Genomic DNA, 20813 nt, shown 5'->3' with positions numbered 1-20813 from the left:
GCTCGCTCAATCTCGCCCTTGCGCCTGTGCGCGCCCATCTCCAAGTGGATGCCGGCCGCCCCGCAAGCGGCTGCTCGAGGCCATGAGATGACCTTCATGTTCGACGCCGCTCTGGCGGCCCTGCGCGAGATCGTCTCGCCGCCGTTCCGCAATGTGCTCTTCAAGAGCCTCGGAATGACCTTCCTCTTCCTGGCGCTTGCCTGGGTGGGTCTCGACAGGCTGGCGTTGTCTTACGTCGCGGTGAACCATCCCTGGCTGCAGCTCGCCCTCACTTACGCGACGGGCGTCGGCCTTTTCATTCTGCTCGCGTTTCTGATCGGGCCGATCTCGGTCCTCGTCGCCGGCCTCTTTCTCGACGATCTCGCCGACGTCGTCGAAGCGGATCTTTATCCGCCGGGGCGTCGCGGCCAAGCGATCCCCGCCGCCCAGGCCATCCTCATGGGCCTGCGCTTTGCGGCGATCTCGGCGGCGGTCAATTTTCTGGCGCTGCTTCTGCTGCTCGTGCCGGGCGTCAACGCCGTGGCTTTCCTTTTCGCCAACGCCTATCTGCTCGGCCGCGAGTATTTTCTCTTCGCCGCCACGCGCTTCCGCCCGTTGGAGGAGGCGACCGAGCTGCGTCGCCGTTATGCGCCGCAGCTCTTTCTGGCCGGCCTGTTCATCGCCGCCTTCGTCGCGACGCCGGGCCTCAATGTGCTGACGCCCCTGTTCGGCGTCGCCTTTATGGCGCGGATTCACAAGTTCCTGTCGACGCGCTGACCGGCGGATCGCGCCGCCGGTTCCGCGGCGCGCGACCTTAAGCCCCGAGGCGCTGCGCCTGGTACTGGCCGGTCTTGCGATAGCGGTAGAGATAGGTCGGGACGATCGCCTCGATCGCCTGCGGCTGCACGCCGAGGCCCTGCAGGGTGCGGCCGTCACGGATGGCCTCTTCGCTCACCACATTGTCGTGCTTGAGCAATTCCACCTGATCCGTGGTCATGCGCAGGAGCTTGGGGAAGAGGCCCAGAGACGCCTTCGTCAGGAGTTGGGTCACGCGGGCGACGAGCTGGCCAGTCCCGAAGGAGAGTTTCGCGACCCGGCGCGCGCGCTCGGTGACCTTGAGCACATATTCGACCAGTTCGGCGAAGGTCTTGGTCTCTGGCCCGCCGAGCTCATAGACGCTTCCGGGCTGGGCGCGGCCGGCCACGGCGGCGGCGACGGCCTCGGCGACGTCGCCGACATAGACCGGCTGGAACCGGGTGTCCGCCCCGACGATCGGGACAATCGGGAAGAAGCGGGCCATTGTGGCGAAGCGGTTGAAGAAATCGTCTTCCGGCCCGAAGATCACAGACGGGCGCAGGATGACGGCCGACGGCGCGGCCTCGCGCATCGCGGCCTCGCCCGCGGCCTTGCTGCGCGCATAGGCGGCGCCCGAACTCGGGTCGGCGCCGATGGCGGAGATGTGGACGACCGTGTCGACGCCGGCGGCCTTGGCGGCCTCGGCGACGGCGCGCGCGCCCTCCGCCTGAACCTTGGAGAAGGTCTGGGCCCCGCCCTCCGCCAGGATGCCGACGAGATTGACGACCGCTGAGGCGCCGCGGAGCGCCGCCGCGACCGATTCCGGGTGGCGCACATTGGCCTGAACCGCCATGACCTGTCCGACCCGCCCCTGCGGCTGCAGGTGGAAAGCCAGGTCGGGCCGACGGCAAGCGATTCGAACGCGCCAGCCGTCGCGCGCGAGCGCTCGGACGACATAGCGTCCGACGAAGCCCGATCCGCCAAACACCGTCACCACGCGCCCCGCGCCCACGTTCACGCCGCTCATGCCTGATGCTCCATTCGCCGCGCCGGCCGCGCCGGCTCAATATTCGTCGCCCGTGCTCTAGCGAAATTTGGCCGCAAAGGAAATGCGCCGGGAGGCTCGGAAGCGCGTTTGGCCGGCTTTTCGCCGGCCGTCACAACTTTTGTGCGGATCGAGATTGACAGAAGCAGGGCGGCGCCCCTAAGAGAGCCCCCACATGCCCAGGTGGCGGAATTGGTAGACGCGCTGGTTTCAGGTACCAGTGGTGAAAGCCGTGGAGGTTCGAGTCCTCTCCTGGGCACCATATTGACTGGCGCGTCTGTGAGCGCCTGTTCTGCGTGGTTGCCTTTCATTTGCTTGGCGCTCATCACCATGCGACCTGCAAGGCGTTGCGCGCGGCGGCCGTAGTCCAACTGCGCCCCAGCTGATTTAGGGAGCGCCACTGGTCGGCGCGTCAGAAGACTTGCAGCAGCCGGCACAGACCCAAACGCCATGAGCAGCTATTCCGCCCTCATCCGCACCTTCAATTCCGAGCAGACTCTGGCGGCCACCCTGCGGTCACTCTCCGAGCAGTCGGCGCCGCCTTCCCAATATATCTTCGTCGACTCCGGCTCTCGAGACGCCACCTTTTCACTGTTGCCGGAGGGCGCGATCGTGCATCGCTTCGTTGGCGAGAAATTCAATTACTCCGCGGCGTTGAACCAAGGGATCGCCCATGTTTCCTGTGACAAGGTTCTGATTATCAGTTCGCACACGGCCCTGTCGGACCCGGGCGCAATCCGCTACGCGCTCGATCTGCTGGATCGCGACGAAACGATAGGCGCGGCCTATTTCGATAATGAAAGAAAGCCGCTCACGCACCAGCGCATAGACCGGTCGAATTTCAACGGCTTCAATGGCGTGTGGAATACTTGCGCCCTTTTGAGAACGGACTTGGTCCGCTCCAGGCCGTTCAGGCCGGAAGTTTTCTCGGCGGAAGATCAGGAGTGGTCGAACTGGCTCGTTCACACGCGAGCGCTGGCGGTCGCGCGGATCTCCGGAGCGGGGATGAGCAACGCCGCTAATCCTAACATCAGCGACAAACTCATGCTCAAACAGCTCAATGAGCATGTTGCAATTGCGTATTACACAAACCGGAAAATGCTGAGCTTGATTGGTCTCGCCCAAATAGCGTTGCACATCGTCAAGCCGATTCCGCCGTTCTCCTTAAAAACGCGCATTTTCTATTTTCTTTTATTAATTCGGCTCGTCGCCTGCCGCTTCGCGGAGCCGCAGCCAAAATCGACATATTTCTAGCGCCAGCCGCCTCAGGAGAGACGTTTTCCAGCAACGTCGCAGAGCAAAGCCGCCAGTCGCGGCCCATAGGCCTGCAACGAATATTTTTCCATTACCTTCTCCCTGCCTCGCACCCCCATCTCTTTTATCAGACCGCTATCGGCTAGGAGGCGACGAAGAGACAAATCCCACTCGTCCTCTTGAGAAGCAAGAAAACCGTTCAGACCGTGATCAACGATATCGGCGTTCACCCCGACCGGCGATGCGACGACAGGGATGCCGCAGGCCATATACTGAATCAGCTTATAACCGCATTTTCCTCTTGCCCATGGCTCGTCCGGGAGCGGCATAATCCCGACGTCCATTCCCTGAATCATCTCGACTTCTGCTTCCTCGGACCAGTCCAGGAACTCGAAATTGGGAGGAACCGTATCTTGGGGACCTGCGCCGATCACCCGAATTTTCAAATTCAACTCTTGAGACAGGCGGCTGAGCAGGGGAACAATCGGCAGAACAAAGCGCCAGGTCGATGGCGAACCGATCCATCCCACGACCAGCGGCCGCGCTGCAGTTGACGCTGGATTTTTTGGAAAATACACCGTCGTATCGACGACGGTTGGGATAATTTCCGCACGCCTGCAGAAGCGTTCGGCATAACTTGCGAGATAGGCGTTCCCGCAGACGCAAAGAGACGCGGCGTTCAATAAAGGCTGCAATTTCAGCCCAAGGAAGCGACGTACGACGGCGCGAGGATGTGAGTCATATTGATGAAAAATCGCATCGTCGAAGTCGTATACGATTGGCTTCCCGCTGAGCTCCGCAAGGCGTTCGAAAAAGCCAGGCATATAAGGAAAGCATTCGTAATGCACCCAGATCAGGTCGAATTGACTTGCTCTCAACAAGAGCGCCGCCCGTGACAGATACGCCGTCACGATGGACAGGACCGGCGCCGACTGTCCCTGAAAGGTGCGTTCCAAATAATCATTGGATAAAAGCGACGAATAAGACACCTCGATCCCGCTTCTCGAAAAATAGGGAACATATTGAAGAAGCCGCTGCCGAGTGCTGGCCGCCTTGTCTCCATATTTCATCAACGCCAACATCTTCATTCAGCCGGCCCGATCCCTTCAGCGTGCAATTTCATAGTAGACGGCGAGGGTTTGCTGAATAACGAACCGCTCGTCGAACTCGGCGAGCGCCTTTTCGCGCGCGGCCTGGCCTAAGCGCCGAGCAAGCGTCGGATTGTCCTGCAATTGTGCGATCGCTCGCGCGAGCGCCTGGGCGTCGCGAACCGGCACCAACAGACCATCCACTCCGTTCGTCACGACCTCACGGCAGCCCGGAACATCCGTCGTGATCAAGGGACGGGCGCACGCCGCACCCTCAATAAGGCTCTTTGGAAGCCCCTCGCGATAGCTGGGCAAGACAATCATGTCGGCCTCGGCGAGGAGCTTGGGCATGTCGGCGACATGCCCGAGCCATTCCACCAGTCCTTCGGCTTGCCAGGCAAGCAACGCTTCTTCGGGGATCGCCGCCGGGTTCCCGGGATCGGGAACGCCAGCGAGAACGAAGCGAAGCGGTCGGCCCTCCGCTTTCAGGATTCGCGCGGCTTCAACGAACTCGCCAATGCCCTTGTCCCACAACATTCGAGCGGCCAGAACCACGCGCAACGGCGCAGACGCATCAGAGTCGCCGCTCGGGGGGCGAAACCGCTGGCAATCGACGCCAGAACCACGCAAGAGGCGGATTTGCTCCAAACCGACAATGCCAGCTTTCTCGAATAGCTGCACATCGTCGGGGTTTTGCAAAATCAAGCGCGCTTTCGGCCCGCCAAACGCCACGCGCATCAAGAGCCGCAATGAAGGCCGAAGAACTCTCGCCTTAATGGAATTATTTACGAATACATAGCCCAGTCCCGCGACCGCATTGATCCGTCCTGCCTTGACCAGCCTCCCGATCAATGAGGCGTAGACCGCGCATTTGATCGTAAACCCGTGCACGATATCGGGTTGCTCCTTCCGCATCAAACGCCAAAGCCAGGCCAGCAGAGCGAGCTCGCTTATTGGATTAAGGCTCCTGCGATCCATCGGAGCCTCTATCCATCGAAAACCGAGCGACTGAAGCTTCTCGCCATAAGGGCCGGGAGGGGAGACGAGAAGGATGTCGTGGCCGCTCTCGCGCAGCGCAGCCGCCAGCGATCGGCGGAAATTATAGAGATACCAGTCGGTGTTCGCGAAGAGTATAAGTTTCAAGGGATCGGCTCGACTGTCTCGGTTTATCCTGACGCTGCTGCTTTCAAAGCGCGTCCTGCCGGAGCGCGTCGAGGCCCCCGGTCTGTGACCTCGAAGATCAAAGCCACGTCTGATATGGAACGTAGCACTTCTCGAAGAGGGAAGATCTTAGCACCCACATGAGCAGGGTCAGCCCCAAGACCATGTGTGGCGCCATATACCACCATGTCGATCGCCTGCCGGTAACCATAAACGGCAACCGCGCCAGAATGACGAGCTGTATCGCAGAGAGATAATATCCGAAGCGGTCCCCCGCGACTGAGGATAAAAAAGAAATCGGAAACACAGCAATCATTGCATATGAGAGGAGTTTGACCATCTTATAATCGGAAGGAAAAAGCTCCTTCCATTTGCGGTCGAACAGCCAAAGGAATGTGATGGCGCTTGCGGCGACCAGCGCGGTTCGGAAAGGCGCGCCGAAAGCCTCGGTGGCCGTCCCGATATAACGTCGCGCGTACATCTCGTAGAAGGTGCTGGTCATCAGGTAGTAAAGGCCGGGCAACGCGAGCAACGCGCCTAAAGCGATGCGCTTGCGGCTGAAGTCGCCGCGTATGAAGGGCGCGAGCAATAAGAAGGCGCCGGCGCTCGTGTGAAACGTCATGGCAATCGCCACGAATCCGACATACCAGCCAAGCCGCTTGTCAACAAATGCGTTGAACGCAAAACATAAAAATCCAAAGGCAAGCGATTGCCGCAGAGCCGACATGGCAAGGTTAAGAATGAGAATTGGAAATGCAAGGACCAAAAAGTTAAGAGGGTCAGGCTGTCTTCGAGCCAACGCGCCAAGTCCGACGAAAAACCCTGCGGAAGCTATAACGTTGATGTACGGGTATTCGAGTTCGAAATAATGTAAGAATTGGTTGGCGGCAAAGAATGCAGGCTCGATCCCGCTCGAAAACAATTCGTTGCGGCGTGCGGAATTGAAAATGACGAGGTAGCCGCCCCAGTCACAGCCGACCCTATACCGAAACCCGACAAAAATGAATAGTCCAAATAAACAGGCGTAATATAAAATACCGCGAAGATTTACGTTCTTTCTTGTCGATAATCCACCGAATAACAGAGCTATATACGTAAGAAAATATGTCACGGACCGCGCCTGTTGAACATCGTCATGGTCTTGTCACTCGCGAAGTGCGCCGAGGATTGGACGTGTCGTTCTAAAGACTTCAGGTGCGTATTTCAATCTTGCTGCAGACCACGACGCCGAACTTTGTCTTGGACCGGTTGCAGGGGGCGGGGCCAGCAATTCGGGCGTTCCAAGCCTTTCTAACTTGTTCGAAGGCGAAGGCGGCCATCTCTGGGAAGAACGGAGCGGCAACCGGTCAGGTCATCCGGCGCTTCGAGGTCGATGCTGGAGAAGCCAAGCTTGCATCATCAGAAGGGTCCAAAGCTGATGCCCGAGGTTATCCTTGCCAAGCTGGTGCGCGCGCCAAAGCGCCTCAGTCTTGTCTGGGTCGAAAAGACCGGTCGCCACGACCTGGTCACGCGACAAAAGGCTTCCGGCCCAATCACGCAGATTTTCACGCAGCCAACGGTCCAAGGGAATTGCAAAGCCCTGCTTTGGTCGTTCCAATAACTCTCGAGGCACATAGCGATAGAGAATGTCGCGAAGAATTCGTTTGCCGATGCGCCCATTGATCTTGGCGTCAAGTGGTAGTCGCCACGCGAGTTCCACCACGCGTCGATCCAAGAACGGGGCGCGCGTCTCCAATGAAGCGCTCATCGCAGCGCGATCGACCTTTACCAAAATATCTCCCGGCAGATAGCTGATGCTATCCATTGCCATCATCCACTCTTCAGCGCCGAGCGCCTGATCGGCGCCATTGCTGAGACAAGTTCCCGCGGCCTCCTCGGACCCGCCCAGCATGATAGCGGCGGGGTCGACGAAGGTGCTCACAAGTTCCCGATAAAGACGCTTGGCGTCGGATGAATGGGAGATAGCTGCGCCGACGCGCGACAACTTATCGACCGTCGTAATCGGAAGTCCAAGATAGGAAGCGACGGCATAGGCGCCTGATTTCTGTTTCGTGCCGGTGGACTGTAATTTACCAAGCGCCGCGCCGGCCATCTTGCGGACAGGCTCAGGAAGCACAGATGTATATCGCAAGACGTTGGGCGCAAAAATATAGCGATTGTAGCCTCCGAACACCTCGTCTCCCCCGTCTCCCGTCAATGCGACGGTGACATGGCGACGACTTAGGCGAGACAAGAGCGCTGTGGGGATTTGAGACGTATCAGCGAAAGGCTCGTCGTAAATGTTCGGGAGATCCGGCACGAGCGAGAGCGCGTCATTTTCTGTGACGATGAACTCCGTATGCTCGGTGCCAAGATGCTCGGCTACACGGCGGGCATAGCCAGACTCGTCGAAACGCTTGTCTTCAAACCCAACTGAGAAGGTTCGCACCTTGTTACGAGAGGTTCTCTGCATCAGCGCCGCAACAAGCGATGAGTCAATTCCTCCCGATAAGAAGCATCCTAGCGGAACGTCACTGAGCATTTGTGATCCGACGACATCCGTAAGGGTCGCCTCAACCATTTCGCAGAGATCGACATAGGGTTCCCGGCGTCGCTGCCGCACTCCGTCGAGGGCAACGTCTTCGAGAGACCAGTAGGGCCGGGGCTCGGCCGCATCAGATTCAGTTCCAATTGAGAACAAGTGGCCTGGTTGTAATTTACGGATCAGCCGGTAGATCGTGGCGGGTTCGGGGATGTAGGAGAACCGTAAATAGGCGGCGATGGCTTCGCGGTCGAGGCGATCGTCACAGCCCGGATACGCTAGGATCGCCTTGAGTTCGGAGCCGAAAAGAAGAGTTTGATTCGCCCACCCGTAATAAAGCGGCTTTTCACCAAGCCGATCTCGCACGAGCGTCAATCTACGGGCGGACCGATCCCAAAGTGCGAAGGCGAACATGCCGCAGGCGCTTTCGAGCGTCGCTTGCAAACCCCAGCACGCGATTGCGTTGACAAGCGTCTCCGTATCAGAATGTCCAAACCAGCCGGAGCGCTCCCCCTGGCTTTCCATTCGGCGCCTCAGTTCGAGGTGATTATATATCTCACCGTTGAGGACAATAACATAGCGTCCGGAGTGGTCTTCCATCGGCTGTGCGCCGGCCGGAGATAAATCGAGAATTGAGAGTCGCCGGTGGGCGAACGCAATTCCGGCGTCGTCGTCGCTCCAGAATCCATCGGCGTCCGGGCCGCGGTGTGCAATCGCATCGGCCATTGGCTGCAGTCGGGACCGGGCCGGACCGCCAGCCCTCAAGGAACGCGGCCCTGCATTGAAGAAGCCAGCTATCCCGCACATTTGCTCTCGACCCTTAACATAATTAGCGCACCCAACGGAGGGGCGTCCGCGACAGATTGTGACAGGCGCGTCGAAGCTGGCGTAAGGCAGAATTCCTGTCGAGGGCCGATCGTCTTCCGGGAGCGCATCTTAGTTGCTTCTGTACTCGATCGCCCGCTTAATCGCCTCGGCATAGCTCGATACGGTCTTGTCGGTTGTCAAGTGCGCTAATCCAAAGTCTCGCGCTTGGTTTCGAATTGAAGCCCGCGCAGGAAGGACCTCGTTGACAAACCAATGCGCAACCGCCTCGAGTTCATCTTGCGACATGGTTGAGATCGTTCTCGCGAATGAGGTGTTGGACAACCCGAACCGCATAGCGTTTGGGGTCCCGGCGGTAGCAAGACCACAAAGCAGATATTCACCTAGTTTGGTTGCTTGAAACGCTTGGTTGGCAAACGTGTCCTTATAGAAGCAGATCCCAAGATCTGCGACCGCCAGATAGCCGGCCACTTCCCCAGACGTAAACGACTTGATGCTCAACGTCGGAATGAGATCCGCGTGCTGGCTCCTTACATAAGTCAAGACATCCTCGGGCGAGCCGCTCATGATCAGAAACCGCGCATTCGGCGCGAGCTGCAGAATGGCTCGAAAAAGTTGGAACATTTGCGGCGGGCAATATTTCTCACCGAAAGAACCGCTGTAAACGATTATTGGAGCGAGTGGATCTATCTCGAGTCTGCGACACGCCAACTCACGTTCCGCCGGAGTTGAAGGCTTGAATTTTGTTGGGTCTCGACCATTGACTGCGACTATGTATTTGTCCTGGCGTGGTTGCGCGTCATATGTCCTGTAAATTTCGCAGGCGCGCTCAGTCCGGCCGATTACCGCCGCGGCGGCGCTTATGGCTGACCGTTCGTACCACTTTAGCATTTTGTAAGAAAGGGAGCTCGGCGACAGCTGGCCCGCATCGACCTTCTCGTCGATCGCCAAACCATCCGCGTCAAATAACATCGGCGCCCGCCCTGCAGATCGTCGCCAATCGGCGTGTAAGGTTGCGATCGCAGGCATAACGCTACGAGGTATAATGACGTCGAAATGGCCGTCCCTCCGTAATTGCAAAATCCTTTTTGAGCCCATTACGGCCGACAGATAGCTACCCAGGCCGCCGGCCGCCTTGGGCACGATCACCCTGTGATAGGCCACCCCACTTTCGTCGCAGACCTGCTCCTGGCGCTCGAGATATGCTTGAGGCCCCCATGTAAACTGCAAGACGTCAATTTCGATGTCATGAGCCCTGAGGCCCGCGAATATCGGTAGGAACAAGCCTTCCAGATAAGAGACTTGGGGCCCGTCCCATGTCACATACAAGGCTCGAACGGCCATGAAGGAAACCTGCCTCTTTTCAGTTTGCGCCCAACGTCGGACCTCTAATTAGCTAAAAGCTTCGAGCCTTGGATGCCACTGCCGCGGCGGCATGCATCTATCGGGACGCAAATCGGACGCGGAGCCGTTCGGCGGCGACACTTTGGTAAAGTTCGTCGAATTCCCTAACATAGCGGTCGGCGCTAAAACTTGTGCGCGCCACTTGCAACCCCGCCTCGCCCATGGATTTCCGTAGGGCGGGATCGCCAATCAATACGAGCAGTTTATCAGCAAGTTCGTCTGGAGCCTTAGGCGAAACAAGAAATCCTGCTTCGGAGGTGACGACGCTTGGTATCCCGCTAACTCGGGTAGCTACGACAGGGAGGCGCGCAAACATGGCCTCCAGAAGGGCAACCGGCAGCCCCTCATAGGCCGATGCGAGTGCAAAAATATCCATAACTTCAAAAAATGGGCGCGTGTTGCCTTGATAGCCAACGAAAAAGACATGTTCTGCTATTCCAAGTTCACCCGCTAAGGCGCAAAGCTTGGTTTTGTCAGGCCCATCCCCGACAATGAGCAGTTTGGATTTAGGTTCGAGAGCATGTACGCGCGCGAACGCCTTGATGAGGTCGCTGACCCGCTTATGCTCGTCGAACAATCGGCAGCAGCATCCAATTATAACGTCGTCCGGCTGGACATTGAGCAGCCCTCGCACCAATCGCATTTCCTCGGCGGTTGCTGCTGGGGGCTCCGTCGCACAATTATTGATCAGCGTAACTCTGTTCTTCGGGATCTTAATGCCATGCACCAAATAATCCCGGACGCTTGGGGACACGGCGACCATTTGATGAGTAAGTGCAGCCAATGTCCTGTAAAGGAGATGCCCTCGAAAGCGCCGACCCACGGGATCAGAGGTCTCTTCGCCAATGATTGCCGGCACCTGAGCCCACGTCCCTGTGATCGCAGCCGTCGCAACGCCTTCGTAAACTGCGCCGTGTATGATGTCTGGTTTGAATTCGCGAACGACGCGATGCGCTCGGGCATAGCGTTCGAAGTCGAAAATATTCGAAAAAACTCCTATTTCATGCACGGGGCAATCGGCGCGCGCGAATTCCGCAGGCAATGAGCCAATAGCCTGGGTGCAAATCAAGGCCTGCTCATAGCGATTCTTGTCGAGCTGTCGAGCTTTGATCAACTTCAACTGCTCGACGCCGCCAGAGCCGACGGTCTCCAGACAATGTAAAACTCTTAGCTTTCGCAACGGACGCGTTCCTTATTTCCCGCGGAGACGCGCGAGTAAAGCGCTTCGAGATCGCGGACGTATCGAGCTGGCTCGAAGCGCCCCTCAACCGTCTTGTGGGCTGCCTGGCCCATTTCGAAGAGTCTTTGGGGTCCAGCGTCCCATGCTTGGCGCAAGCCTTCGACGACGGCTTCCGTTGAGTTGTCCTCCAGAAGCCACCCTGACACAGTCGTTTCAACCAGTTCAGGCGCGTTGCCGATACGCGGCACAACGACCGGCACGCCGCAGCCCATCGCCTCGACCAATGAAATGCTGCATCCTTCAGAGAACGAGGGCTGAACGTAAATGCTGCTGCGTCGCATAAACTCGGCAGGATCGGCTTGAAATCCATAAAGCTTGACTATTCCAGTAAGCCCGTTCTTCTCTATTTGTCGTTCAAGTTCGGGACGCAAACTGCCCTCGCCGATGATCCATACCTCCAAGGGGATGCCTTGTTCGATCAACTTTACTGCTGCGGGAATTAAAACCAAAGGATTCTTCACCGGCTCGAGGCGGCCGACAAAGCAAACCCGGAATTGGGCGTCTAATTCGGGGTTCCGCGTCATTCGCTGTCGGGGCAATCTCGTCGGGCAGTTGAGGCACACAAGCTTCGAGCGAGGAACCTCATTGTTGTTCTCTAGCCAAGCTGAGACGATTTCGGAGACCCCAATAACGCGATGAGCAAGTCCGTAAACGAGACGAAACGTCAGTTTCGCTTTGGCGCCGTGCTCCGGCATGCCAATCTCTTCAGCAATTCGCACGGGGATATCTGCCAGCCATCCTGCAATTAGGCCATGAAAATTTGCTTCCGCTCCATGCGTATGGATAACAACCGGGCGATATTTCTTCAGTAGTTTAAACAAGCGCGTGAGCGCTCCAAAAGATGGGATGCGAACCGGTTGATTCAGGCAAACAACCTCAGCTCTGTTTTCCCTCAAACGTTCCGCGGTTTCGCCTCCGCCGCCAAGCGCCACAAAAACGTGATTCATCGACGCTGCGAGCAATTCCTCTGAAATCAATTCCATATGCTTTTCGACGCCGCCAAAGTGAAGCGACGTGACGACATGCATGACAGTTGGGCCGTTATCGATAATCGTATTACTCCCTATCGGATGCATATTATTCATCTACGACCCATGATGTGGACTTAGAACTCTCTGGCGCGGCGTCTTCGCCTCTCGTGATCTGTTCATAGGCGCCTTCTCGGAACAAGCGGCCATTCTTGAGCTCAAAGATCCGGTCGCAGTTGCGTAAAGTCGAGGTGCGATGAGCGACCATTAATACTGTCGTGTCCTCTCCAAGTGAGTTAATCGCCTCCATGACGGCTGATTCCGTCCCGTCGTCCAGCGCGCTCGTCGCTTCATCCAGGACCAAGACGTCGGCATTCTTGTAGAGCGCTCGGGCCAGACCGATGCGTTGACGCTGACCGCCTGAAAGTCGGACGCCTCTTTCGCCTACCTGCGTGTCATATTGAGCGGGCAGAGTTTCGATAAAATCGGCAAGCTGGGCTTTGTCCGCCGCCTCGCGTACGCGAGCTTGATCAATATCCGGAGCGTTGAGACCAAAAGCTATGTTTTCGGCGATGGTCGCATCGGTCAGGTAGATTGCTTGCGGCACATGCGCGATGCGGGCCTGCCATTCGCGGCGGTTATCGCGTGTAAGTAATTTCCCGTCGATTTCGATCCGGCCCTTTGTCGGCTCCAAAAGGCCCATTATGAGATCGAGCACAGTGCTCTTGCCGCTGCCAGTCTTCCCGACGAAACCAACGCGCGAACCTCTTGGGATGTCGAGGCTCAGTCCGGCGACGACATCCGGAGCGTCTTCGCGGTAGCGGAATCTCACATTGCAGAGTGCGACGCCTTGCTCCAACCTTGTGCGGCCAACCGGACAACGCCTTAAATATTCCTCTGGGATCGGAAGTTCGAGCATCGAAGTGACTTCCGCCAATGCGGTTGAGCTGCCGCTGAGGCCGGCCCAGCCATAGTAGATCTGCTGCATCTGCGGAAATAGTTTTTGGGCGCCCATGGCCAGAGCGCCGAGCGCCGGTATCGCGGCGGACAATCCTCCCATGCGCAAGCTCAGCCAAAACGCAAGGAAAGCAATGAAGACCATACCCATCGATTCGATGAGGTATCTGGGCGAGCCGCCGACGAAGTTATTCGCGGCTTGCGCCCGGCGATAGGCTGAATCGAACTCCCAGAAACGTCTGACGTAAATATCTTGGGTCCCGTCGATAAGAACGTCCCTAATCGCGCCAAGCCCTTCTTGAACGGCCTGAACGCGACGCGTTTCGTTTTCTGCAATGGTCTTGCCGTTGGCCCTCAATGTGCGGCCGGTGACGCGCGTGACGAGAAGGTATAGAGCCGCAAACCCAAGGCCGGCGACTCCCGCGGTCACCGGATCGATGAGAATCAGCGCCGACAGGATAGCAATGGAAATAACCAACGCCATGGTGCTTTGAACTAAAGGATTGATGACGTCGAACGCCATGGTTTGCACTTTGTTCAAGCCGGCGATAATTTGACTGGTGTTTCGCGACACGTGAAAGCTGTAAGGCTGATACAGCGTGCGACGATACACTTCCATGCCGATGTCGGCGGCCACGCCAAAAATCCATTTGGCGCTGGCCCAGGCGACAAGCATTCTTATTGCCGCGGCGCTCAGCGCTACGACGGCGAACAGCATGATGGCGGGAAGAATTGTGTTGTCGCCCTTCCAGGCGACCACGCCCAGAAGCTTCTGCAGCAGCGGGAAGTTGGGGGCCAGGGTCGGATTCGCCAACAAGGCGAGAAAGGGCATTACGGCCCCTAAGGTGGCTAACTCGGCGATCGCTCCGATAATCATGGCGGCCAACAGCCATGCAGCCTGCCAACGTCGGCGTCTGGAAAGGTGCGAGAGCAAGCGCTTTAGGCCAACGATCATTGGCGGAGAGACTTCTGCAATCGGGGCGTTCGCAGTCAAGTTTTTCTGATCTCCTCTATTTCTGCTTCTGCATGGCCTCTGTATCGCCTAGAGCAAAGAATTCGCTCGGATGAGGCGACGGCGGCCTGTCGCCGCCGACAGCTTGATGGAGGGAAAAGCAGACTTGGGACGCTTTTAGAGACGCAGGTCGGACTCGTCAGGGCGAAGAATATATTTAAGGTCGTATAGCACGTGCCCGTCCTTGCCGAAGCTTCTGATCGTCGCGCCAAGGCGCCGGAACTGATCGTGCGCGACCGCCAGAACGATTGCGTCATAAGCGCCCGCCTGCGGATCAGCGACGAGCTTCAATCCGTATTCTCTCTGGGCCTCTTCGGGGTCTGCCCAAGGATCATGGATATCCACAATCGCATTGTAATCCGCGAGTTCACGGATGATGTCGACGACGCGCGTGTTGCGCAGATCGGGGCAATTCTCTTTGAAGGTGAGGCCCATGACCAGGATACGCGCGCCCTCCACATGGATGCGCCGCTTGATGAGCGCCTTGACTAATTGGGAGGTGACATAAACGCCCATGCCGTCATTGAGGCGACGACCTGCGAGAATGATCTCCGGGTGATAGCCGATCGCCATGGCTTTGTGGGTGAGATAGTAAGGGTCGACCCCGATGCAATGGCCGCCGACAAGTCCGGGACGAAACGGCAGGAAATTCCATTTCGTGCCGGCGGCCTGCAACACCGCTTCCGTATCGATCCCCATTCGATTGAAGATGATCGCCAGCTCGTTGATCAATGCAATGTTGAGGTCGCGCTGTGTGTTCTCGATCACTTTGGCCGCTTCCGCGACCTTTATGCTGGACGCCTTATGCGTTCCAGCGACGATGATCTCGCCATAGAGCTTGTCCACGACGTCGGCGATTTCCTCGGTCGAGCCAGACGTAACTTTTTTAATCGTCGAGACACGGTGCAACTTGTCGCCGGGATTGATGCGTTCGGGACTGTAGCCGGCAAAGAAATCGACGTTGAATTTCAGTCCCGAGACAGCTTCCAGCACCGGCGCGCAGTCCTCTTCAGTGGCGCCGGGATAGACCGTGGATTCGTAGATGACGATGTCGCCCTTTTTCAGCACTTTCGCGACGGTCTGTGACGCCTTGATGAGCGGCGAGAGGTCCGGACGTTTGTGCTCGTCGATGGGCGTCGGCACCGTGACGATATATACGTTGCAATCGGCGATCTCGGCGAGGTCGGCGGAGAATTGCAATCCCCGCGCTTCGCGCAGCTCTTCGTCGCTGACTTCCAGAGTGCTGTCGTGGCCGGCTTTGAGGGCCTCAATGCGCGCTGAGTTGATATCGTAGCCTACGACTGATCGCTTTTTTCCGAATTCCACAGCCAAAGGCAGGCCAACGTAGCCAAGACCGATCACCGCCAACCGCAAGTCCTTTAAAGAATACAATGACGCTCCCTCCGGGCCTATTTCCCATAGTAGTCGCGATACCACTTGACGAACTTGTGAACGCCGTCACGAAAATCCGTCTGAGGCATATAACCAGTCAATTGCTGGAGCAATGAGGCGTCCGCCCATGTGGCTGGCACGTCGCCCATCTGCATTGGCAGATAGTTGCGGGTCGCCTTTTGGCCGAGCTCCCGTTCGATCGCCTCGATGAAATCGAGAAGCCGCACCTTGGTCGAGTTGCCGATGTTCACAATGCGAAATGGGGCGACGGGGCTGAGCGAGTCGCCCACGTGGTCTGCGGCGCCTGCAGGGCGCGGCGGGACAGCGTCGATGAGGAGGCGGATGCTTCGCACCAGATCGTCGACATAGGTGAAGTCGCGATACATGTCGCCGCCATTGTAGACGTCTATCGGCCGGCCTTCGAGGATAGCTTCGACGAATTTGAAGAGCGCCATATCCGGGCGCCCCCAGGGGCCATAGACGGTGAAAAAGCGAAACATTGTGGTGGGCAGGCCCCACAAATGCGCATAAGCGTGAGCCAAGGACTCATTGGCCTTTTTTGTCGCGGCGTAAACCGTCAGCTGAGTGTCGGCTTTGTCGGTCTCGGTAAAGGGCATATGCTCGTTCGCGCCATAGACGGAAGAGGTCGACGCCATCAGCAAGTGGCCCACCTTCAGTCTGCGAGCAGCCTCCAACACGTTGAACGCGCCAACGACATTGCTGTCGATGTAAGCGCGTGGATTTTCGAGGCTGTAACGCACGCCTGCTTGAGCTGCGAGGTGAACGACCGCGTCGGGAGAATACCTCTCAATGGCGCCCCAGAGCGCGTCATTATCTTCAAGCATCGCCTCGGTGCAGGAAAATTCCGGATGCTCCAGTAACATATGGTGACGCCGCCGCTTGAGGGCGACGTCGTAGTAGTCGGTCATGCCGTCATAACCGCATACGCTGAACCCTTCCGAGAGAAGAAGCCTAGCGAGATGAAAGCCGATGAAGCCCGCCGTTCCGGTGATAAACACGCGCCGCATGTGTAAGTATGGCCTTCCTCTTGATGCGGTCGCTTTGTCCACGCTACCGCCGTCAGGGTGAAGCGCGCCGCTTTCCCCTGCCTTTTTCTGTGGGGCCTCCCGCGGACGGGCGGCGTGCGTTACGCCGCGTCGACAGCGGATCGGTCGACATAGGCGGACACTTTGCCGCCCATGATGTCGAGCAAGACTTTCACCCGGCCGTTTGCGTCGAGTCGCTCAAGGCAACCGATCGCATTGGCGAACGGTCCGGAGAGAAGGCGAACGGATCGCCCTTCCTCGAGATCAAGATCGAAACGCGTCACGCCGCCGGCGCCAGTACGATCGATAAGCTGTTCAACGACGCCGGCCGGAACCGGCTCCGGCCGCTCCAACGCCATGATCAGCGAGGCGACGCCAATCGTGCTATTGACCGCGCGCCAACGATCTCTGTCCAAATCTAGAATAACAAATAAATAACCGGGAAAAACGGGGCTGAGAACGCTACGCAGTTTTCGCGCGTGGCGCACGGTTTTTGGCAGAAGCGGCAAGAACGTCTGGAATCCTTGCCGACGAAGATTGTTCATCGCTTTGACTTCCTGCCGCGGCAGCGAGCGAGCGACATACCATCGTTCGGATGCAGCAAGTGGGGAGGACAGGGCGCTCTGCCCTTCGCTTAGGGGCTCGGACGAGCCGCGACCGCCTTTCACCTAGGACTCCTCTCAATTTGCGAGCCTCATCGTCAACGGTACCGCAAATCCTTTTAGGAACAAGCGCAGAGCTTGCCAAGAAAAAAAGGGTCGCGGCGGATGCCCGGCGCAGGAACGAGAAAAGGGGTCTGAATCACATAGTTAAGTTCCCAGTCCCGTTGTTGCGGAGTAACTCCTCATGGCTGATTGCGACTATTCGGGGGCGGCGTGCGCAGGCGACGCGCCAAGCTTTCTACACGAGCATACGAATATCCAGCTGCGCCATGCCGGCGCCCCTTAAGCGTTGAGGGGCGCGTTCGACGCCATGCAGGCTTGGAAACCGGGTCTTTGAATTATCTGCGTCGATCTGCACGTCGCGGGAGAGCCGCCGCCGGCGGCTCGATCAACAAGGCGCATGAAAAGGCGAAAACCGACGCCAGGGCGCTGGTGCGTAGCGGATAATCCACGAGAGAGTGAATGAGCAGAAGCAGAATGGTGACGATGGACGCCTCGACAAGATACGTATCGGCCGTCACGGGGCGGCGCTCATCCATCAGGGCCCTGCGAGCGCGGATGATCAGCCAGGCAAGGAAAACGCATACCAGTAACAGCCCGCCGATTCCGGTTTCCAGCGCAAGCTCGAGAAGATCGTTATGCGCATGATTGGCGTAGCTTATGACAAAGAGATCTTTTGGCTTTTCAAACATTTGATAGGTTGGGATAAACGAGCCGAGCCCGCTCCCCGCCGGCAGAAAGGCCTCAGCGGCCAGAAAAGTGACTCTCGCGAAAACGGGCCGCTCGTCTCCGAGCGGGTCGCGTGCAAGGCGATCGAGCAGCGCCCCCAGCGAAGACCATCCAACGAAGAGGAGGGCTGCGCCGACGAGAGCAATGATCCCGCCGATGGCGGGCCGGCCCAAGCGCCACTGCGCCTCATCGATGTCATCCTCGCCGAGCCCGCCTTCAGAACTGCGGAAGAAAGCAACGGCGAGGAGCACGCATAATCCGACGAACATGAGGAAGACGCCGGCGCGGGATCGGGTCACGATCTCGACGGAAATCAGGGTCAGGAGCGCGAGGCCCGAACCGACTGCTATGGCCATTGTCTGGCGGTTTTGCGAGCGGCGGTTCGAGCGCCGCGGATTCAGCGATGCGAGCATCCACGCGGTCGTGGTCATAGCTCCACAATAAAGCAGAGCCGCGAGAAGGTTTTGATTGGGAAAAAACCCTAACGGCTGCGTGGCGTCGACAGATGCGTAGAACCGGAAAACGCTGTCGGAGCCCTGGGCTTTTTGCATCAGGCCGATGAGCCCGCTGACGACAGCGAAGGCGGCGAGGACGAGACTTAGTCGCCGTCGATCGCGCCAGTTGAGAGTCACGACCGCAAGGAACAGAGCAAGCGGCGGCAGTAAGGAAAGCGCCGACAACCAGGTCGCGTCGCGCGCCAAGCTGATTGGCGCCCATGCGAGGGGGTCGCCCAGCAGCGCGTAGGCGGACGTCAATGCATTCCGCCCCGGCAGATGGGTCCACAAAATCGGCGGGAGGGGCGCAAGTTGAAGGAGCGGCAAGGCGACGATCGCCGCGCAAAATGCAATGCTCCAGCGAAGCGGCGTCGATTTCGGGACGCCGCCTAGCCGCCAGATCGCCACGAGCATAAAAGGGACAGAGACGATCTGAAGGATGGCGTCCGAGAGGGAGCCATGCTGCGTCGCGCCGCCTAACAGCAGGCTCGCGAGAAACCCTGCCGCCGTAACGTAGAAAAACATCAGCCGCCGCCCAGTTCAAAAACCGAGCGGCGGCAAACGCCGAAAGGCGTCATTGGGCGGTGTTTTGACCGGTGACAGTCGAGGGCAGCGGCGGGTTCACGATCGGCGGAATGAACGAGCTCGAGGAGCTCTGTTGGGAAGCCAGAGCGGCTGCAATGCCGCCGCCGACGCCGATGAAGCCGGCCGGGAGCCACCAGCACGCCCCGGGATTGGCGTCGACGCTGCAGCAGAGCGGGTCGAGCGAGCCTTGGCACACCTGATCCGGGTTCTGACCCTGGCTGATGAGTTGCGCCCGGAACGAACACGGGGACTGCTTTGCGACCGTCGCCAACGCGCCGGCGGGGATGCTGATGCTGCAGCCGTCGGAATAGACGAGTTTGACGCCGGCCTTCTGTCCGACCTTGATCTTGTCGCCCGGGCCGACTTCCGCCGAGCTCTTCACGGCCGTAAATCCTTCGCCATGGCTGACGCGGACATCGCCCTTGATGTCGTTGAGGGTGGCTGCTTGCGCCGCAGTCGCGGCAAACAGGCTAACAATAAGAATTTTCAGAGTCTTCATCAACGCGCTCCTTTAGGCGTTCGCCTACGCATTCGGCAGGGTCAGCTCCCGCCTTACCGAGCTCGGTGCAAATCTTCCGCCCTATGCGGAACATGTTCCGAAGTACTGCAGCCCATCTGAGCTCGCAAGCTTGGCAGTAATTTGGACTTGGGTTTTTATTTACACGTTGCCGAAAGGCAACAGTAATAGAGCCTCTGTTCGTTAATTTTTGGAAAGCGTCGCGTGCGACGACCTCGTATATATGCGTATCGAGGAAAAAAGTTCGCTTTTGGCCGCTTGTGCGATAAAGGAGTTGATCAGGCCAAGGAGTGGCGGCTGCGCACTTGGCGTAGCTTTTGATTATTAAGGTGGTCCATGGGCGATCGGGTGCATCAGCGTTACTTTCTGTATTGCGCCAAAACCTTCCAAGTAATGGTTTTCCTGAGCCTTTCCGCGATAGTGACGAGTGGATGCAACGGCGTGCCGGGCGACGGGACGGGGTTCGACGCACAGCAGCAGCAGCAGCCGGCGTCGTCTCCCGATGCGGCTGCGGCCAAGGTGGCGGGCAAATACATCTCCACGACAACGCCGGGCAGCGCCAGCTATTTGATCGGCCCGCAGGATGTGCTTGACATTACTGTCTTCAAAGCGCCCGATCTCTCGCGGACGGTTCCCGTGGCGGACGATGGGAATATCAATCTGCCGTTGATTGGAGCAACGCCGGCGGCCGGAAAAAGTCCCTCGGCGCTCGAGAAGGAGATTCAAAAGCGTCTCGACGCCGGCTATATGCGCTCGCCACAGGTCACCGTGGTCGTCAAAGAATACAACAGCCAGCGGGTGACGCTCGAAGGAGCCGTCAAGAATCCCGGCGTGTTTTCGTTGAAGGGAAACGATACGCTCGAACAGGCGATCGCAAAGGCGGGCGGCGTGGACCGAGCGACGTCTTCCGACAGCGTGGTGATTTTCCGGACCGCAGGCGGCTCCCGCACGATGATCCGCTACGATCTCAGCGGCATAAGAAGCGGCACGGCCGAGGATCCGCCTGTTCAGCCCGGCGACGTCATCGTCGTCGAGGACTCCACTGCCAAGACCAGTCTGAATCTCGTGCTGAAAGTACTACCGGTCGCGGGCTATGCGGTGCCTTTCATCTGATGGCAGGCGATCGCGTGAGGAATAAG

The 20813-nt window shown here is 58.2% G+C and carries 17 protein-coding genes and 1 tRNA gene; 4 read left to right on the top strand and 14 right to left on the bottom strand.

Features of this window, described 5'->3' with window-relative positions; genetic code table 11:
• The first annotated feature begins 87 nt into the window (after window positions 1-87).
• Entirely contained in the window at window positions 88-756 is a 669-nt protein-coding gene (locus ACETII_RS06920) for a sulfate transporter family protein (protein ID WP_363350149.1), read from the top strand.
• Window positions 757-793: 37 nt separating this feature from the next.
• Here ACETII_RS06920 and ACETII_RS06915 read toward each other — a convergent pair whose 3' ends face one another.
• Window positions 794-1801, bottom strand: coding sequence for a complex I NDUFA9 subunit family protein (locus ACETII_RS06915; RefSeq protein WP_472787570.1), 1008 nt, complete (start codon window positions 1799-1801; stop codon window positions 794-796).
• A 195-nt stretch (window positions 1802-1996) separates the two neighbouring features.
• On the opposite strand from ACETII_RS06915, the gene ACETII_RS06910 reads away from it, so the two are divergent.
• Together ACETII_RS06910 and ACETII_RS06905 are read left to right on the top strand one after the other, a co-directional pair.
• Window positions 1997-2081 (top strand) — tRNA-Leu (locus ACETII_RS06910).
• Between the two features lie 188 nt (window positions 2082-2269).
• The gene (locus ACETII_RS06905; protein WP_472787569.1) at window positions 2270-3073 is read left to right on the top strand and encodes a glycosyltransferase family A protein; all 804 of its coding nucleotides are present in this window, start codon (window positions 2270-2272) and stop codon (window positions 3071-3073) included.
• An 11-nt stretch (window positions 3074-3084) separates the two neighbouring features.
• Here the strand turns inward: ACETII_RS06905 and ACETII_RS06900 are convergent, their stop codons facing one another.
• The 13 genes from ACETII_RS06900 to ACETII_RS06840 form a co-directional block, all read right to left on the bottom strand.
• Window positions 3085-4161 (bottom strand): glycosyltransferase family 4 protein, encoded by a 1077-nt coding sequence (locus ACETII_RS06900; protein ID WP_472787568.1) that lies wholly within the window; start codon window positions 4159-4161, stop codon window positions 3085-3087.
• 18 nt (window positions 4162-4179) lie between these two features.
• A complete protein-coding gene (locus ACETII_RS06895; RefSeq protein ID WP_472787567.1) occupies window positions 4180-5304 on the bottom strand; it encodes a glycosyltransferase family 4 protein in 1125 nt (374 codons plus the stop codon).
• A gap of 97 nt (window positions 5305-5401) precedes the next feature.
• Window positions 5402-6433, bottom strand: coding sequence for an EpsG family protein (locus ACETII_RS06890; protein ID WP_363350144.1), 1032 nt, complete (start codon window positions 6431-6433; stop codon window positions 5402-5404).
• Between the two features lie 240 nt (window positions 6434-6673).
• Complete coding sequence (asnB, locus tag ACETII_RS06885) at window positions 6674-8650, bottom strand: asparagine synthase (glutamine-hydrolyzing) (protein WP_472787566.1); 1977 nt, start codon at window positions 8648-8650, stop codon at window positions 6674-6676.
• A gap of 129 nt (window positions 8651-8779) precedes the next feature.
• On the bottom strand, window positions 8780-10012 hold the full coding sequence (locus ACETII_RS06880) for a glycosyltransferase (RefSeq protein WP_472787565.1): 1233 nt from the start codon (window positions 10010-10012) through the stop codon (window positions 8780-8782).
• Window positions 10013-10109: 97 nt separating this feature from the next.
• Window positions 10110-11252 (bottom strand): glycosyltransferase, encoded by a 1143-nt coding sequence (locus ACETII_RS06875; RefSeq protein ID WP_472787564.1) that lies wholly within the window; start codon window positions 11250-11252, stop codon window positions 10110-10112.
• Window positions 11240-12340 carry a glycosyltransferase gene (locus ACETII_RS06870; protein ID WP_472787563.1) on the bottom strand — a complete coding sequence of 367 codons (1101 nt, stop codon included), beginning with the start codon at window positions 12338-12340 and terminating at the stop codon, window positions 11240-11242. Before ACETII_RS06870 ends, ACETII_RS06875 begins: the two co-directional genes overlap by 13 nt.
• Before the next feature lie 49 nt (window positions 12341-12389).
• Window positions 12390-14114, bottom strand: coding sequence for an ABC transporter ATP-binding protein (locus ACETII_RS06865; protein ID WP_472788130.1), 1725 nt, complete (start codon window positions 14112-14114; stop codon window positions 12390-12392).
• Between the two features lie 252 nt (window positions 14115-14366).
• On the bottom strand, window positions 14367-15641 hold the full coding sequence (gene tviB / locus ACETII_RS06860) for a Vi polysaccharide biosynthesis UDP-N-acetylglucosamine C-6 dehydrogenase TviB (RefSeq protein WP_472787562.1): 1275 nt from the start codon (window positions 15639-15641) through the stop codon (window positions 14367-14369).
• A 17-nt stretch (window positions 15642-15658) separates the two neighbouring features.
• Window positions 15659-16669 (bottom strand): NAD-dependent epimerase/dehydratase family protein, encoded by a 1011-nt coding sequence (locus ACETII_RS06855; RefSeq protein ID WP_472787561.1) that lies wholly within the window; start codon window positions 16667-16669, stop codon window positions 15659-15661.
• Window positions 16670-16788: 119 nt separating this feature from the next.
• Window positions 16789-17355, bottom strand: a complete 567-nt coding sequence (nusG, locus tag ACETII_RS06850) for a transcription termination/antitermination protein NusG (RefSeq protein ID WP_472787560.1) — start codon at window positions 17353-17355, stop codon at window positions 16789-16791.
• Window positions 17356-17687: 332 nt separating this feature from the next.
• On the bottom strand, window positions 17688-19097 hold the full coding sequence (locus ACETII_RS06845) for an O-antigen ligase family protein (RefSeq protein WP_472787559.1): 1410 nt from the start codon (window positions 19095-19097) through the stop codon (window positions 17688-17690).
• Between the two features lie 49 nt (window positions 19098-19146).
• Window positions 19147-19656 (bottom strand): hypothetical protein, encoded by a 510-nt coding sequence (locus tag ACETII_RS06840; RefSeq protein WP_472787558.1) that lies wholly within the window; start codon window positions 19654-19656, stop codon window positions 19147-19149.
• 354 nt (window positions 19657-20010) lie between these two features.
• On the opposite strand from ACETII_RS06840, the gene ACETII_RS06835 reads away from it, so the two are divergent.
• Complete coding sequence (locus tag ACETII_RS06835; RefSeq protein WP_472787557.1) at window positions 20011-20787, top strand: polysaccharide biosynthesis/export family protein; 777 nt, start codon at window positions 20011-20013, stop codon at window positions 20785-20787.
• The last annotated feature ends 26 nt before the right edge of the window (window positions 20788-20813 follow it).

This window comes from Methylocystis sp. NC52PC, from assembly GCF_055698645.1.
This window is presented reverse-complemented; position numbering and strand designations above follow the sequence as displayed.

Coding starts and splice junctions, on each gene's coding strand:
- ACETII_RS06915 (WP_472787570.1), bottom strand. CDS start 1,801: ATGAGCGGCGTGAACGTGGGCGCGGGGCGCGTGGTGACGGTGTTTGGC.
- ACETII_RS06845 (WP_472787559.1), bottom strand. CDS start 19,097: ATGTTTTTCTACGTTACGGCGGCAGGGTTTCTCGCGAGCCTGCTGTTA.
- ACETII_RS06855 (WP_472787561.1), bottom strand. CDS start 16,669: ATGCGGCGCGTGTTTATCACCGGAACGGCGGGCTTCATCGGCTTTCAT.
- ACETII_RS06840 (WP_472787558.1), bottom strand. CDS start 19,656: ATGAAGACTCTGAAAATTCTTATTGTTAGCCTGTTTGCCGCGACTGCG.
- ACETII_RS06865 (WP_472788130.1), bottom strand. CDS start 14,114: ATGATTATCGGAGCGATCGCCGAGTTAGCCACCTTAGGGGCCGTAATG.
- ACETII_RS06905 (WP_472787569.1), top strand. CDS start 2,270: ATGAGCAGCTATTCCGCCCTCATCCGCACCTTCAATTCCGAGCAGACT.
- ACETII_RS06920 (WP_363350149.1), top strand. CDS start 88: ATGACCTTCATGTTCGACGCCGCTCTGGCGGCCCTGCGCGAGATCGTC.
- ACETII_RS06835 (WP_472787557.1), top strand. CDS start 20,011: ATGGGCGATCGGGTGCATCAGCGTTACTTTCTGTATTGCGCCAAAACC.
- ACETII_RS06900 (WP_472787568.1), bottom strand. CDS start 4,161: ATGAAGATGTTGGCGTTGATGAAATATGGAGACAAGGCGGCCAGCACT.
- ACETII_RS06870 (WP_472787563.1), bottom strand. CDS start 12,340: ATGCATGTCGTCACGTCGCTTCACTTTGGCGGCGTCGAAAAGCATATG.
- ACETII_RS06880 (WP_472787565.1), bottom strand. CDS start 10,012: ATGGCCGTTCGAGCCTTGTATGTGACATGGGACGGGCCCCAAGTCTCT.
- asnB (WP_472787566.1), bottom strand. CDS start 8,650: ATGTGCGGGATAGCTGGCTTCTTCAATGCAGGGCCGCGTTCCTTGAGG.